The sequence below is a fragment of the Streptomyces sp. NBC_01214 genome (genome assembly GCF_026340975.1).
Classification (GTDB): Bacteria; Actinomycetota; Actinomycetes; order Streptomycetales; family Streptomycetaceae; genus Streptomyces.
Genome location: NZ_JAPEOS010000002.1, coordinates 1599682 through 1615388, shown reverse-complemented (window position 1 = coordinate 1615388; position 15707 = coordinate 1599682). Strand labels below are relative to the sequence as shown.

At 74.0% G+C, this 15707-nt stretch carries 12 protein-coding genes; 7 read left to right on the top strand and 5 right to left on the bottom strand.

All coding sequences use genetic code 11. The features are described from left to right. The first annotated feature begins 51 nt into the window (after positions 1–51). Positions 52–2121: a restriction endonuclease gene (locus OG594_RS32230; protein WP_266605752.1), complete on the top strand. Its 2070-nt coding sequence runs from the start codon at positions 52–54 to the stop codon at positions 2119–2121. A gap of 72 nt (positions 2122–2193) precedes the next feature. Here OG594_RS32230 and OG594_RS32225 read toward each other — a convergent pair whose 3' ends face one another. Beyond that, on the bottom strand, positions 2194–3306 hold the full coding sequence (locus OG594_RS32225; protein WP_266605750.1) for a GTP-binding protein: 1113 nt from the start codon (positions 3304–3306) through the stop codon (positions 2194–2196). Between the two features lie 23 nt (positions 3307–3329). Next, entirely contained in the window at positions 3330–4496 is a 1167-nt protein-coding gene (locus tag OG594_RS32220; protein ID WP_266605748.1) for a citrate synthase, read from the bottom strand. 65 nt (positions 4497–4561) lie between these two features. On the opposite strand from OG594_RS32220, the gene OG594_RS32215 reads away from it, so the two are divergent. Continuing rightward, positions 4562–5797, top strand: a complete 1236-nt coding sequence (locus OG594_RS32215) for a citrate synthase (RefSeq protein WP_266605746.1) — start codon at positions 4562–4564, stop codon at positions 5795–5797. An 85-nt stretch (positions 5798–5882) separates the two neighbouring features. On the opposite strand, the gene OG594_RS32210 is transcribed toward OG594_RS32215, so the two are convergent. Next, the gene (locus OG594_RS32210; protein ID WP_266605744.1) at positions 5883–9257 is read right to left on the bottom strand and encodes an AfsR/SARP family transcriptional regulator; all 3375 of its coding nucleotides are present in this window, start codon (positions 9255–9257) and stop codon (positions 5883–5885) included. A 193-nt stretch (positions 9258–9450) separates the two neighbouring features. Here OG594_RS32210 and OG594_RS32205 point away from each other — a divergent pair, with 193 nt between their 5' ends. From OG594_RS32205 to OG594_RS32185, 5 genes are all read left to right on the top strand, one after another. Next, positions 9451–10080, top strand: coding sequence for a hemerythrin domain-containing protein (locus tag OG594_RS32205; RefSeq protein ID WP_266605741.1), 630 nt, complete (start codon positions 9451–9453; stop codon positions 10078–10080). A 53-nt stretch (positions 10081–10133) separates the two neighbouring features. After that, positions 10134–10556, top strand: a complete 423-nt coding sequence (locus OG594_RS32200; RefSeq protein ID WP_266605739.1) for a DUF4267 domain-containing protein — start codon at positions 10134–10136, stop codon at positions 10554–10556. A gap of 44 nt (positions 10557–10600) precedes the next feature. After that, complete coding sequence (locus tag OG594_RS32195; protein ID WP_266605737.1) at positions 10601–11095, top strand: cupin domain-containing protein; 495 nt, start codon at positions 10601–10603, stop codon at positions 11093–11095. A gap of 87 nt (positions 11096–11182) precedes the next feature. Continuing rightward, a complete protein-coding gene (locus OG594_RS32190) occupies positions 11183–12784 on the top strand; it encodes a sensor histidine kinase (RefSeq protein WP_266605735.1) in 1602 nt (533 codons plus the stop codon). Then, on the top strand, positions 12781–13482 hold the full coding sequence (locus tag OG594_RS32185; protein WP_266605733.1) for a response regulator: 702 nt from the start codon (positions 12781–12783) through the stop codon (positions 13480–13482). The genes OG594_RS32190 and OG594_RS32185 overlap by 4 nt, the downstream gene beginning before the upstream one ends. Before the next feature lie 74 nt (positions 13483–13556). Here OG594_RS32185 and OG594_RS32180 read toward each other — a convergent pair whose 3' ends face one another. Both OG594_RS32180 and OG594_RS32175 read right to left on the bottom strand, forming a co-directional pair. After that, entirely contained in the window at positions 13557–15149 is a 1593-nt protein-coding gene (locus OG594_RS32180) for a cation acetate symporter (protein WP_266605731.1), read from the bottom strand. Next, the gene (locus OG594_RS32175) at positions 15146–15634 is read right to left on the bottom strand and encodes a DUF485 domain-containing protein (protein WP_266605729.1); all 489 of its coding nucleotides are present in this window, start codon (positions 15632–15634) and stop codon (positions 15146–15148) included. Before OG594_RS32175 ends, OG594_RS32180 begins: the two co-directional genes overlap by 4 nt. Positions 15635–15707 lie beyond the last annotated feature (73 nt).

The following is a 15707-nucleotide window of genomic DNA, read 5'->3' as shown; positions in this document are numbered from 1 at the left end:
AATGCCGACTAGTGTTTTCCCCCAGGACGTGGTGGGGGGAGAACGCAGCTGATGAGCCGTCGAGCGGGCAGCGGACTGATCGGGAACTGGGCGGAGGCCCAGCGCCGGCAGCAACAGACGCAGCTGGTCCAGCAGCGGGAGGCCGAGCGCCGGCAGCGGGCCCACGAACGGGACGCGAACCGGAGCCACCGGCAGTACCGCGAGGCCGAGGCCCTACGGCGTACCGCGCAGCTCGACGCCGAGGTCGAAGCCCTCAAGGGCCTGTTGGTCGCGGGCTGCCGGACACCGGGGTTCCGGATGTCCGCCCTGGCCCGGCCCGACCGGCTGCAGCCCTTCGACCCCGGGGCCCTGGCGCACCCGGTGCCGATGCCCCGCATCGAGGACTTCCAGCGGCAGAGCAGCGGCTGGACGCTCGGCTCGAACCACCGGGCGCAGGCGGAGCGGGAGGCACACGCCCGCTACACCCAGGCCTGGCATGCCGCGAACGCCGCGGAGGCGCAGCGCCAGCAGCAACTGGCCGCGTACCGGCAGCAGTACGACCGGTGGGCGGCGGAGCAGATCGCCGGGGTGCGGGCGCACAACGGCGGGCTCACGGAGCTGGCGGACGCACTGCGCGCGGGTGATGCCGAAGCGGCGGTGGAGTACTTCTCGGCGGCCCTGTACGCCTCGACCGCCTGGCCCGAGGGGCTGCCGAGGCAGGTGGCGGCCGCGTACGATCCGGCCGCGCGCCAGCTGGTGTTGGACTGGGAACTGCCCGGGTACGCGGTGGTACCGGAGGCCCGGGCGGTGCAGTACCTGCCGAGCACGGACCAGGACAAGGTCAAGCCCCGCCCGGTGACGGAACGACGGGCGCTGTACCGGGACCTGCTGGCCCAGTGCGTGCTGCTGGTGGTGCGCGAGCTGTACGCGGCGGACGAATTCGGCGTACTGGACTCGGTCGTGGTCAACGGCTTCGTGGATTGCCACGATCCGGTGACGGGCCAGGAGGCGCGGTTCGTGCTCGCCACGGTACCGGCGGCGCGCAGCGCCTTCGCCGGACTGCGGCTGGAGCAGGTCAGTGCGGTGGAGTGTCTGGTCTCGGGGCTGGGCGGGCTGCTGTCGGCGCGGCCCGACCAGCTGACGGCGGTACGCCCCGGGCGCCGGCCCGACGAGGTCGGCGGGGGTGTCGTCAGCCACGGCGGGCACGCGGGCGATGCGGACGGGGACGAGCCGGACCTCTTCGCGATGGACCCGATCGCCTTCGAGAACCTGGTCGCCGAGCTGTTCCGGGCGATGGGCATGGAGGCGGTGACCACGCAACGGTCTGGCGACGGCGGGGTCGATGTGGAGGCGGTGGACCCGGCGCCGATCCGGGGCGGTCGGATCGTCGTGCAGGTCAAGCGCTACCGCAACACGGTGCCGCCGACGGCCGTGCGTGATCTGTACGGCACGGTCCAGGACAAGGGGGCGAACAAGGGGGTGCTGGTCACCACCGCGTCCTTCGGCCCCGGGTCGTACACCTTTGCCAACGGCAAGCCGCTGGAGTTGGTTCCCGGGGCGGACCTGGTCGAGCTGCTCCACCAGTACGGCCTGCGCGGCCGGCTCGGCAGCGGCGCCACGACACCCGACCGGCGGACGGCCGAAACGGCTCCCCCGGCCGAACACAACGTGCTCGGCATGTCCTGGTCGGGTTCGGTCGCCCTCGACGTGTGCGCGCTCGTCTGCACGGGCAACCGGGTGCTGAGCGAGGAGCACTTCGTCTTCTTCAACAACCCGCGGACCCCGGACGGTTCGGTACGGGCTCGCGCGCACGCGGCGCCCGACAAGGCGGCGCTGGAGGTCTCCTTCGACGCGCTGCCGTCGCAGGCCGACCGGCTGGTCCTCGTGGCCGCGATCGACCCGGAGGTCGATCCCCACGCCGACCTCGCCGGCTTCACCGACGCCCACATCCGGCTGCTGTCCGCGGGCGGCGAGGAGCTGGGCCGGCTGGACGTCTCCGACGGACGCGCCGGCGAGACGGCCCTGGTCCTCGGCTCGTTCCGGCACCGCTCCAACGGCGACTGGGACTTCGTGATCGGCGGCAAGGGCTACCGGGGCGGCCTGGAGGACCTGCTGGGCGAATTCGGGGTCGAGGTCGCCTAGACCGTCCCTCGTCGGTCGGGCCGGACGCCGACGTGATGGCGGTACCGGCCCGGCGTAAGGGTGCGGACGCCCTCAGGTCTCGTCCGAGCCGGTTGCGGGAACCCCGCTCCCGGGCTCCGCGGGCCGCGCGACGTAGCGCAGTACGCCCCACATGCTCTCGGGGCGCGCCTCGTGCGGGGCCGCTTCGCGGCAGGCCTCCAGTTCGCGCAGCAGACCCGGCCCGTCGGTGCCGGAGCCGATCAGGACGAGCTGGCTCACACGCGCTTCGCCCCGCCCCCAGGGCCTCGGGGCGAAGCGGAGGAAGCGGCCGACCGCATGGACCTCGTAGCGCTCCTCGTGCCCGGGTACGCCGAAGTAGACGAAGCCCTTGATCCGGTAGAGCCCGGCCGGACGCCGGTCGAGGAAGTCGATGAACCGGCGGGGGGACAGCGCCTGCTCGGAGGTGAACTCCGTGCTCTCGTACGCGGCGTGCGCATGGTCACAGCGGCCGTGGGCGTGCTCGTGGCCGTGCTCGTGCTCGTGGTCGTCGGCCTCCGCGAGCAGGTCCTCGAAGGAGAGCTGTCCCCGAGTCTCGGTCCAGGGCCTGCGGTCGAAGAGCAGTTCGGGATCGATCCGCCCGTGATCGGTGGCCAGGACCGGGGTGCCCGGGGCGCAGACCACGGCGAGCTGCTGCTCGATCCGGGCCCGCTCGGCCGCGTCCACCCGGTCGATCTTGTTGAGCACCACCAGGTCCGCGACGGCGAGGTGGCGGTCGGTCTCCGGGTGCCTGGCCCGGGTGGCGTCGAATTCGGCGGCGTCCACGACCTCCACCATCCCGCCGTAGCGGATGGCGGGGTTCTCGCTGGCCATGAGCATCCGGATCATCTCCTGGGGCTCGGCCAGTCCGCTCGCCTCGATGACGATCACGTCGATCCGGTGGACGGGGGCGGAGAGCTTCTCCAGGTACGCGTCGAGTTCGCTGCCGTCGACGGCGCAGCACAGGCAGCCGCCGCCGAGGGAGACCATGGAGTCCCCGACCTGTCCGGCCACCGACATCGCGTCGATCTCGATCGATCCGAAGTCGTTGACGACGACCCCGATGCGGGTGCCCCCGCGACCGGCGAGGAGGTGGTTCAGCACGGTGGTCTTGCCGGATCCGAGGAAACCGGCGAGGACGACGACGGGGATGGGTTGCCTGCTGTTCACCCGGTCGATCGTAGCCAGGCCCGTCAGTGCAGGGGCGGCACCGGGTGGGGCGGGGTGGGGCCGGTGTACCGGGCGGCCGGTCGGATGATCTTCGAATCGGTGGCCTGTTCGAGGATGTTCGCGCTCCAGCCGACCACGCGGGCCGCACAGAAGGTCGGCGTGAACATCTCGCGCGGGAGCCCGCAGAGCTCCATGACCACGCCCGCGTAGAACTCCACGTTGGTGTGCAGTTCCCGGCCGGGCTTCAGTTCGGCGAGGATCTCCTCGACCTGGCGCTCGACCTCGACGGCGAAGTCCACGAGGGGACCGCCGAACTGGAGGGCGATCTCGCGCAGCATGCGGGACCGCGGGTCCTCGGTGCGGTAGACGGGGTGGCCGAAGCCCATGATCCGGTCGCCCGCCAGGACCCGCTCGCGGATCCACGGCCCGATCCGGTCCACGGTCCCGATGGCGTCGAGGGTGTCCAGGGCCCGGCTGGGTGCGCCGCCGTGCAGGGGGCCGGAGAGCGCGCCGATGGCCCCGGTCAGGCAGGCGGCGACGTCGGCGCCGGTGGAGGCGATCACCCGGGCGGTGAACGTCGAGGCGTTGAAGCCGTGGTCGACGGTGGATATCAGGTACCGCTCGACCGCGCGGGCCCGGACCGGGTCGGGTTCCCGGCCGGTCAGCATGTAGAGGTAGTTGGCGGCGTACGGGAGGTCCTCGCGCGGCTCCACCGGCTCCAGGCCCTGCCCCAGCCGGTGCAGGGCGGTCAGCAGGGTCGGCACGGCGGCGCAGGCGGCCAGTGCGTCGGCGGCCCGGCGGCCGGGGTCGAGGTCGTAGACCGGGCGGTAGCCGGCACAGGCGCCCAGCAGCGAGAGCGCGGTGCGCAGCCCGGCCAGGGGGCCGGAGAGCCGGGTGGCCCGGGCCAGGGCCGGCAGGGCGTCCCGTACCTCTTCGGGAAGTCGGCGCAGGGGTGCGATCTCGGCCGCGAAGGCGGCGCGCGCGGCGGCGTCCGCCGGGAGCGTGCCGCGGAACATCAGGTGCCACACATCCTCGAAGCTGCGGGTGGCGGCGAGTTCGACGGCCGAGTACTGGCGGTAGTGGTAAAAGCCCTCCCGGCCCCGGACGTCGCCCAGCCCGGTTTCGGTGACCACGACTCCCGCGAGGCCGCGGGGTACTTCCAAGGTGGTGTCCATGGATCGACCATCCATGATGGATTCAATCGCTGTCAATATTGATTGAATCAATATCACGATCCATCTGTAGGGTGTGCGTCATGAGCGACCAGACGGACAGCGGGCGCAGGCTCAGCACGCAGGAGGCCGCCCGCGCACTCGGGGTGAAACCGGCGACGGTGTACGCGTACGTCAGCCGGGGCCAGCTCACCAGCCGCCGCGATCCCGCCGGGCGGGGCAGCAGCTTCGACGCCGCCGAGGTGGAGGCGCTGGCCCGGCGGAGCCGGCGCGAGGCGGCGGCCCCCACCGGGGAACTCTCCGTCCGTACGGCGCTCACCCTCATCGAGCCCGACCGGTACTACTTCCGCGGCGTGGACGCGGTGGAGCTGGCCTCCCGGTACCGCTACGAGGAGGTCGCCGAGTGGCTCTGGACGGGCACCCTCACGCCCGGGGCCCGGTTCACCGCGCCCCCGCAGACCCTGGAGGCGGCCCGGCGGGCGGTGGCCGCGCTGCCGGAACACGGCGGCCCCATCGACCGGTTGCGGGTGGCGGTCGCCGCCGCCGCGGTCGCGGATCCGCTGCGCTTCGACCTGTCCGAGGAGTCGGTGCTCGGCTCCGCGCGCGCCCTGATCCCCACGCTGGTCGGCGCGCTGCCGGCGGTGGGCCCGGCCCGATGGGCCGGGGACGGCCGGATCGCCCGTCAGTTGTGGTCGCGGCTGACGCTGCGGGAGCCGGACCCGGACGCACTGGCCGTACTGGACCTCGCGCTGGCCCTGCTGGTCGACCACGACCTCGCCGCCTCGACCCTGGCCGTACGGGTGGCCGCCTCCGCGCGGGCCCATCCGTACGCGGCGGTGTCCGCCGGGCTCGGCGTCCTGGAGGGCCCGCTGCACGGCGCGGCCGGACGGCTCGCGCACCGGATGCTGGTGGAGGTGCTGGAACAGGGCGGGGCCGCGCCGGTGGTGGCGGAGTACCTGCGGGCGGGACGCCGGGTCCCCGGGCTCGGCCACCGGCTGTACCAGGGCGAAGATCCTCGCGCGCGGGTGCTCTTCGCCTCGCTGGAAGGACTGGAGCAGGCCGGTCCGGCGCTGGGTGCGGCGCGCGAGGTGGCCGCGGTGATGGCCCGGCAGGGCGGGCTGCACGCCAACGTGGACCTGGCGCTGGCCGTGCTGACGGTGTCGTGCGGGATGCCGGCGGAGGCCGGGGAGACGGTCTTCGCGATCGCCCGCACGGCGGGGTGGATGGCGCACGCCCTGGAGGAGTACCAGGAGCGGCCGCTGCGGATGCGGCCGAGCGGGCAGTACCACGGGCCCCGCCCGCCCCAGCCGATGCCGTGACGGATCCGGCCCGTCCGGGCTCCCGTCCGCCCGGCCTCCTTGCCCCGGACGTCAGGCGGCCCCGGGCGTCAGGCGGCCCCGGGCGTCAGGCGGCCGGAGGTCGGGCGGCCCCCCACGGGCTGTGCCACTGCTCGGCGATGGCCGCCGCGCGCACGAAGTGGCCCGCGGCCTCGTCCTCGCGGCCCAGCAGCACGGCCAGTTCGCCCAGGGTGCGGGCGACCGGGCGGACCGCCACGGTGAACCCGGAGGAAGGCGGCGGGGCGTCGCGGTACGGCAGCAGGGCCGCGTACAACTCCTCGGCGCCCGCCCGCTCCCCGAGCATGACCAGGGTCATCGCCCGGAAGGTCGCGAAGACCTTGAAGAAGTAGTCCGTCCGCAGCGGCCCCGCCCGGTCGAGGACCTCGCGCGCCTCCCGGTCCTCGCCCGCGGCGGCCAGCGCGACCGCGAGCAGGTCCCCGGCCGGCGGACCGAAGGCCACGTACACCTGCCGCAGCCGCGGCAGCGACTGCGCGAGCCGCCCCTGGCTCACCCGCAGCGTCACGATCGCGACCGCCAAGATCCCCTCCGCGTGCGGGGATCCCTGCCGGGCCATCCGCACGGCCGCCTGCCGGTAGAGGTGCTCCGCCTCCTCGAACCGCCCCTCGACATGGGCCCAGGTCGCCTCGACCGCCTCGCCGACGGCGACCGGTCCGGGCATCCGGTAGGTCCGTGCGAACCGTGTCCACCGTTCCACGAGCCGACGGGCACCAGCCACATCGCCCTCGGCGGCCAGCGCCGTGGAGCGCACGAACATCCCGTACCACTGGTGGCCCGGCAGCTCGTGCGCGGCGCCGATCCGTTCGAGTTCGCCTCCCAGCGCGGCACGTTCGGGCCCTTCCAGGTCGGCGTCGAGTTCCTTGACCAGCGCCGCGAGCGCACCCGCCCGCAGCGCGGGGTCCCCGGTGCCCTCCGCGAGGGCGAGCGCCTCGCGCGCCGCCGCCCGTACGCCCGCCACCTTGGCGTCGGACAGCTCGGCGGCGTACGCGCCGAGCAGCCCGCAGCGCACGGCCGGTTCGTGATCGGGCCGCGCCAGCAGGCGCTCCAGCAGCTCCACCACCGGTCCGTCGACCACGCCGTAGGGCCGCGTCTGCCACGGGGTCGGTTCGGTCCATGCCGTGAACGCCGCGACCAGCAGGTCGTCCCGGCCGGCGCCGAGCGCGCGGTCGATCGCGGTGCGCCGGGTCGTGCGGGCCGCCATGACCGCCCCGGCCCGCACCTGGGCCCGTACCAGCAGGCCCAACAGCTCGGCGCGCTCGGCGTCCCGGTCGCCTCCGGACCCCGCGGGGACCCGCTCGAAGCACTCCACCGCCTCGGCGAGCAGCACGGCGGCCACGTCATGGGCGAACCGGCTCTCCGCGAGCCGGGCGGCCCGCAGGCAGTGCGCGACCGCCTTCGCCGCCGTCGCCGAGGAGGCCGCGCGTACGTAGTGGTGGGCCAGCGCGGAGACGTCGTCCTGGGCGAGCCGCTCCAGACAGGCAGCGATCCGGCCGTGCATCCGCGAGGAGCGCAGCCGACTCAGGTCCGCCAGCAGGGTGTCGCGCACCAGCGCGTGGGCGAACCGGACCCGCCCCGGCTCGGGTTCGGCCAGCAGCCCGGCGAGCAGACCGGCTTCCAACGCGCCCAGTACGCCGTCCTCGTCGGTGTCCGCCGCCCCGATCAGGACCTCGACGCCGAACTCCCGTCCGGCCACCGCGGCCAGGCGCAGTACGGCCACCACCGCCTCGGGGAGGCGTCCGAGCCGCCGGCGCAGCACGTCCCGTACGCCCTCGGGCACCTCGGACAGCGCCACGAGCGAGCCCTCGCTGCCCAGCAGCCTGGCGCTCTCCCGGACGTAGAAGGGGTTCCCTCCCGTGCGTTCGGCCAGCGCGGTGATGACCTCCGCGTCGACCTGCGGGCCGCCCACGCACCGGACCACCTCGGCCACGGCCTCCCCGGTGAGGCCGCGCAGCGCGATCCGGGCCGGTGAACGCCGGGCCAGTCCGGCCAGCGTGTCGTCGAGCCGACCCTCCGTGTCCTCCGGCCGGTACGCGCCCACGACGAGCAGCGCCGTACCCGGGGGGAGGTCGGCGGCACCCGACAGCAGCGCCAGCGTCTCGGCGTCGGCCCAGTGCAGGTCGTCCAGGACGACGGCGACGGGCCGCCCGCGCGCGGCCTGCGCCAACCACTGGCCGACGGCGCGGTGCAGTCGGAACCGCCCGGCGGCGACATCCTCGCCGCCGGGCGCACGGCCGGTGGCGGGAGCGCCCTCGGCCAGGAGGGGCGAGAGCGCGGCGGCCACCGCGGGCTCGGGCGGGGCGGCCGCCGCGACGGCGCGCAGTGCTTCGACCCAGGCCCAGGCGGGTGGTGCGCCCTCGGCGTCGGTGGTGCGCCCGAAGGCGACGAGCCAGCCCTCGGCGCTGAGCCTGCCGTCGAGGGCGTGCAGCAGCGCCGACTTGCCCATCCCGGCCTCGCCGGTGACCAGCGCGACGCCGGGGCCGGCCGCGCGGGCCCGGTGCGCCGCCGCCGTCAGCCGCTCCAGTTCTTCCTCGCGCCCGACGAACGGCTCGGCCCCGGTGGCAGCCGGCGCCGCGGGCACCTCAGGCACGTGCGACGCAGGTGGCACGTGCGGCACAGGTGGCACGTGCGGCGCAGGCTCCGGTGGCCGCGTGGCCTCGCGCAACACCCGGCCGTCCTGGGCCAGGACCGCCTTCTCCAGCTCGACCAGGGCGGCACCGGGATCCAGTCCCACCTCGTCGGCGAGCACCGTCCTGGCCCGGCGCAGCGCCGAGAGCGCGTCGGCCTGCCGGCCCGCCGCCCACAGTGCGAGGGCGTGCAGCCGCCAGGCCTCCTCCCGGAGCGGCTCGTCCCGGGTCAGCAACGCGGCCTCGGCGACCGCCCCGGCGAGGTCGGCGCCGCCCCGCAACCCGGCGGCGATGCCGAGTTCGCGCGCGGCCAGCCGCAGCTCGTCGAGCCGCAGGATCTCGGCGTGGGTCCACGGCTCGTCGGCCGTCTCCGCGTACGCCGGCCCCTGCCACAGCGCCAGCGCCTCCCGGAGCAGGGATCCGGCGGTGTCCGGCTCGGCGTGCAGGACCTCGCGGGCGCGGCCGAGCAGCCGCTCGAAGCGCCAGGCGTCGACGGCGTCCTCGGGAAGCCGCAGCGCGTACCCGGGCGGCGCGCTCACCAGCAGCCGGGCGGGGGTGCGCGGGGCCCGGCCCGGTTCGAGGAGGCGGCGCAGGTTGGAGACGTAGGCCTGGAGGGAGGCGACGGCCCGGGCGGGCGGCGCCCCCTGCCAGAGTTCCTCGATCATCCGGTCGACGGACACGACCCGGCCGCGCGCCGCTACGAGCAGGGCCAGTACGGAGCGCTGGCGGTGGCCGCCGAGCGGGATCGCCTCGCCGTCCCGCTCGGCCGTGAAGGAGCCGAGTACGCGTATGTGGACCATGACTCCACCAACGTACGCCGCATCGGTCAACTCCGGCCCGCCGTAGGTCGAATGGCGTCACGGAACCTTCCAAGTGCCTTCCAAGAACCCTCCATGGGCCGACGTCGAGTCTCTTCCCATGAAGACGACGCAGCCACGGACGGCACGAGCACCGCGAACGCACCGGAGCACCGGACGGCCGAACACCCACGAAATGGTGGTCATCCACCGCGGCCTGCGCCGCGAGGCGCGCCTGCTGGTCGAGCTGATCGCCGCAGTGGCTCCCGGCGACACGGCGCGGGCACAGGTCCTCGGGGACCACTTCCGCGACTACCGGCTCGGGCTGACGGGCCACCACGGCGAGGACGCGTACCTGTGGCCGCCGCTGATGGCCCGGGTCGACCTCGAAGCGGACCTCGTCCTGCGCATGGAGACCCAGCACGAGCGGGTGGCCTCGAGTCTTGCGGCCGCCGAGGAGGCCCTGTCCGCTTGGGAGGCCGGGGCCGGGGAGGCGGAACGCGACACGCTCGTGTCGGTCCTCACCGAGCACCGGTCCGTGCTGCTGGAGCACCTGGCGGACGAGGAGGAATCGGTCCTGCCGCTCGCCGCCCGCCACCTGTCCGCGTACGAGTGGGACCGGCTGGGCGAGCACTTCCTGAGCAGCACGCCCAAGCCCAAGCTGCTGTTCTTCCTCGGGACGGTCCTGGAGGACGCCGACCGGGCCGAGCGCGCGGCGATGCTCGCCGCACTGCCCCTCGCCGGGCGCCTGCTGTGGCACACCGTCGGACGTCCCGCCCACGTCCGCCGGATGCGCGCCGTCCGTCGCACCGTCGCACCGCGCTGATCCCCCTCCCCCGCGCCGCCCCTCCCACCACTTCCAAGAAGCGGAGACAAGCCATGTCCCTCAAGCACCTGACCACCGCCCTGGCCGCCACCGGCGCCGCGTTCATCCTGTACGTCGGGCTCAGCTACCTGCTCGCGCCGCAGGCCACCGCCGCCGACTTCGGGCTGCCGACCTGGCCGCAGCACGACGGCGCCGCCTTCCTCGCCGTCAAGGGCGTACGCGATGTCGCGACCGGCCTGGTCATCCTCGCGCTCCTGCTCACGGGGCAGCGGCGGGCGCTCGGCTGGGCCATGGCGGCGATCGCCTTCGTCCCCGCCGGCGACATGGTGATCGTCCTCGCGGGCGGCGGACCCGCGGCTCAGGCCTACGGCGTCCACGGGGCCACCGCCCTCGCCGTCACCCTGACCGCGGGACTCCTGCTGCGCGAGCGTCCGGTCCCCGCCGGCCGCGCCGCCGCCGAGCCGGCCCGCACCTGACCACCCGCCGCCCTCACCGGTTCCCTCCCCCAGGAGAAGACGACATGTCCCTGATCGTGCCTTCCTTCGACGAATCGGTGATCGTGCGCTCGGCCGGGGCCGAGACGATCGGCGCCGCCCCGACCACCATCCGGCTCCTCGCCGACAGCAGTTCCACCGGCGGCGCGCTGTCGACCCAGCGGGTGAGCCTGCTGGACGGCGCCAACGGGGCTGCGCCCCACCGTCACGCCCGGTCCGCCGAGCTCTTCTACCTGCTCGACGGAACCGCGCAGCTGCTGTCGGGCGACCAGGTGGTGACCGCGGAACGCGGCGACCTCGTCATCGTGCCGCCCGGCCTCGACCACGCGTTCGCCGCCGCGCCCGGTGAGGACGCCGACATCCTCATCGTGATCACGCCGGGCATCGAACGGTTCGAGTACTTCCGCCACCTGGAACGGATCGCCTACGGGAAGGTGCCGCCGGAGTCCCTGCTGGACGTCCAGGAGCTCTACGACACCTACTTCACCCGCAGTGAGGCGTGGAACACGGTCCGGGCATGACGGGAGTGGGGTACCCGACAAGCCGGGCGTAAGCATTCCGCTCGTGCCGGTGCCGACCTACCGTTGCTGCCCATGCGGTTCCCCCTCATGAGCGCTCGGCGCCTCGGGCTGCCCAGACGGGCCGTCTCCCAGATCCTGCTGACCCAGCTGGCCATCGCCGCCGGGGTCGCCGTACTGGCGACCGGACTGTTCCTGGCGCCGCTGAGCGCCCAGCTCGACGACCAGGCGATGCGGCGGGCCCTGGCCATCGCGCAGGGCGCCGCGGCCGACCCGGCGCTGGCCGCCGGGGTCCTGAGCTCCGGGCCGTCGGCCGACAGCCCCGTGCAGTCCTCGGCCGAGCGGATCCGCCGGGCCACCGGAGCCGAGTACGTGGTCGTGCTCGACCTGAACGGCATCCGCCGCTCGCACCCGAGCGCCGACCGGATCGGGCTGCCCGTCTCCACCGACCCGAGCGATGCCCTGGCGGGGCGCGAGGTCATGGAGATCGACGAGGGCACCCTGGGCCGCTCCGCCCGTGGCAAGGTCCCGCTCCTCGCGGCCGACGGCGAGATCGTCGGCGCCGTCTCGGTCGGCATCGCCTACGACAGCGTCCGCGACCGGCTGCTCGGCGCGATCCCCGGACTGCTCGCTTACGCGGGCGGGGCCCTGGCGGCAGGCGCCCTCGCCGCCTACCTGCTCTCCCGCAGGATCCAGCGGCAGACCCGCGATCTGGCCTTCTCCGACATCGCCGGCCTGCTCGCCGAGCGCGAGGCCATGCTGCACTCCATCCGCGAGGGCGTGATCGCCCTGGCCCCCGACGGCAGGGTCCGGCTGGTCAACGACGAGGCCGCCCGCCTGCTGGGCCTCGCCCCGGACACCATCGACGGCTGCGCGGGGCGCCCGCTCGAGGACGTACTGGGTGCGGGCCGCACCGCGGACGTCCTGTCGGGCCGTGTCACCGGCCGGGACCTGCTCACCGTCCAGGGCCCCCGGGTCCTGGTGGCCAACCGCATGCCCACCGAGGACGGCGGCGCCGTCGCCACCCTGCGCGACCGCACCGAGCTGGAGCACCTCGGCCGCGAGCTCGACTCCACCAGGGGCCTGATCGATGCCCTGCGCGCCCAGGACCACGAGCACGCCAACCGCCTCCACACCCTCCTCGGCCTGCTGGAGCTGGGCCTGCACGAGGAGGCGGTGGAGTTCGTGACCGAGGTCGCCGGCGTGCACCGCACGACGGCCGAACAGGTCACCGAGAAGGTCCACGACCCACTGCTGGCCGCCCTCCTGGTGGGCAAGGCGGCCGTCGCCGCCGAGCGCGGCGTCCCCCTGCGCCTGGCCGGCTCCACCCTCCTCCCCGACCGCCTGGTGGACCCGGGCGGCCTCGTCACGATCCTCGGCAACCTCGTGGACAACGCCCTGGACGCCGCAGCGGGTTCAGCGGTGCCCCTGGTCGAGGTGGAGCTGCGCGCGGAGGGCCGTACCGCCGTGCTGCGGGTGTGCGACAGCGGCCCCGGGGTGCCCGCCGCGCGCCGTAAGGAGATCTTCACGGAGGGCTGGTCGACCAAGCAGCCCAAGGCCCACCGCGAGCGCGGGCTGGGCCTCGCCCTCGTACGCCGCCTCGCGGAGCGGCAGGGCGGCAGCGCCCGGGCCGGTGAAGCAGCGGACGGAGGGGCGGAATTCTCCGTCGTACTCCCGGAGGCCCTGCGGTGAACGAGACCCCGATTCACGTATTGGTCGTCGACGACGACATGCGTGTTGCCCGGATCAACGCGGCGTACGTGGCAAAGGTTCCCGGATTCCTGGTGACGGCGCAGGCCCATTCGGCCGTCGAGGCCCTGGAGTTCCTCACTTCGCATCCGGTGGACCTGGTCCTGCTGGACCACTACCTCCCCGACGAGAACGGCCTGGACCTCGTCCGGCGCCTGCGCCAGCTCGGCCACCGCACCGATGTGATCATGGTCACCGCCGCCCGCGACCTCACCACCGTGCAGGCCGCCATGCGCCTCGGCGCCCTGCAGTACCTGGTCAAGCCCTTCACCTTCGCCGGACTGCGCAGCCGACTGGAGGCGTACGGGGCGCTGCGCCGCACCCTGGACACGGGCGGTGAGGCCGAACAGGCCGAGGTGGACCGGATCTTCGGTGCCCTCGCCGCCGCGCGATCCCCGAACGAGCTCCCCAAGGGCCATTCCGCCACCACCGCGGAGCTCGTCCGTCAGGTGCTGCGGTCCGCCGAAGGCCCCTTGTCCACCCAGCAGATCGCCGACCGCGCGGGCATCAGCCGGCAGACCGCCCAGCGCTATCTCAAGCTCCTCGAACGCACCGCCCGGGTCAGCCTCGCCCTGCGCTACGGCGAGACCGGCCGCCCGGAGCACCGCTACACCTGGCTCCCGTCGGAGGGGCCGGCCTGACGGCGCCCGGCTGACGGCTGACGGCTGACGGGCCGGCCGGGGCTACCCGACCGGCCGCTCCACCCCTCGGCCCCTCAGACCGCTCCGGCGCCGGTCAGGGAGCGGACCTCCGTCTCCGCGTGCTTCGCCTCGTCCGCCTCTTCGCCCGAGGTGACGGTGCCCAGCCAGCCCGCCAGGAAGCCCAGCGGGATCGAGACGATCCCCGGGTTCTGGAGCGGGAAGTACTGGAAGTCCACTCCGGGGAAGAGGGATTCGGGACTGCCCGACACCACCGGCGAGACCAGCACCAGCAGCACCGCCGGGATCAGGCCGCCGTACACCGACCAGACGGCTCCGCGCGTGGTGAAGCCGCGCCAGAAGAGCGAGTACAGCAGCACCGGCAGATTGGCCGAAGCCGCCACCGCGAAGGCCAGCCCCACCAGGAACGCCACGTTGAGGTCCTGGGCGAGCAGCCCGAGGGCGATCGCCACCGCCCCGATGCCGACGGCCGCGCCCCGGGCCACCGCGACCTCGCTGCGCTGCCGGGCGTGCCGGCGCTTGAGGGAGGCGTAGAGGTCGTGTGCCACGGAGGCCGAGGAGGCCAGGGTGATGCCGGCGACCACGGCCAGGATGGTGGCGAAGGCGATGGCGGCGACGAAGGCGAACAGCACCGCGCCCCCGGTGGAGTCGGCGCCCCCGCCGAGGAAGGCCGCCAGCAGCGGAACGGCCGTGTTCCCGGAGGCGTTGGAGGCCCGTACCTCGTCCGGTCCCACCAGCGCGGCCGCTCCGAAGCCGAGCACGATGGTCATCAGGTAGAACCCGCCGATGAGGGCGATCGCCCACACCACCGAGCGGCGGGCCGACCTTGCGGTGGGCACGGTGTAGAACCGCGACAGGATGTGCGGCAGCCCGGCGGTCCCGAGGACCAGCGCGAGACCGAGGCTCATGAAGTCGATGCGGGCGGTCCAGTCCCCGCCGTACTTGAGGCCGGGGCCCAGGAACGCGCGGCCGTGCCCGCTGCGGTCGGCGGCGCTGGTGAGCAGCTGGTCGAAGTTCCCGTGGAAGCGCAGCAGCACGAGCACGGTCAGGGTGATCGCGCCGCCCATCAGCAGCACGGCCTTCACGATCTGGATCCAGGTGGTGGCCCGCATCCCGCCGAAGGACACGTAGACCACCATCAGCGCGCCCACCCCCACCACGGTGAGGGTGCGGGCGGTGGCGCCCGAATTCCCCAACAGCAGGCCGACCAGGCTGCCCGCGCCGACCATCTGCGCGATGAGGTAGAGGACGGAGACGACGACCGAGGAGGTGCCGGCCGCGATCCGGACCGGCCGTTCGCTCATCCGGGCGGCGACCACGTCGGCAAGGGTGAAGCGACCGCAGTTGCGGACCAGTTCGGCGACGAGGAAGAGCACCACGAGCCAGGCCACGAGGAAGCCCACCGAGTACAGCAGCCCGTCGTAGCCGAACAGGGCGATCAGGCCGGAGATGCCGAGGAACGAGGCGGCGGACATGTAGTCGCCCGCGATGGCGAATCCGTTCTCCATCGGAGAGAACAACCGGCCGCCCGCGTAGAACTCCTCGGCCGACCCGTGCCGGTTCCGACTGACCCAGGTGGTGATGCCGAGGGTCACCGCGATGAAGAGGCTGAACAGGATCAGCGCGAGGGTCTGGTGCTCGGTGGTCACCGGCCGGCCCTCCTCGCCCGGGTCCGCTCGGCGCCGTGCTCCTGCTCGAAGACGGTCCAGCGCAGATCGAGCGCGGCCCGGTCCCGGCGCAGCCGCGCGTGCCGGGCGTAGGCCCAGGTCAGCAGGAAGGTGCTGAGGAACTGGCCGAGTCCCGCCAGCATGGCCACGTTCACCGCGCCCACCACGGGCCGGGCCATCAGGCCGGGCGCGGCCGTGGCCGCGACCACGTAGGCGACGTACCAGAGGAAGAACCCGGCGGTGGCGGGGACGACGAACCTGCGGTAGCGGGTGCGCACCTCCTGGAAGGCGGCGCTGCGCTGCACTTCGAGGTAGATCTCGGATGCTCCGGGCGCGGGGCGTCCGCCCACGGGAACCGGGGCCGGCTGGGACGTTTCCTCACCCTCGCCCCACCCGACGGCCAGCGCGTCGTACCAGGGGTCGTCCAACCGGATCGTTCCGGTATCACGACCTTCGTGCTTGTCCACCGAACTCTCCTTGTCCGCTGCCGCAGTGGCCGCGTGCCCACAAGGATGTGCGGAATGGGGCTTTCCGGACTGG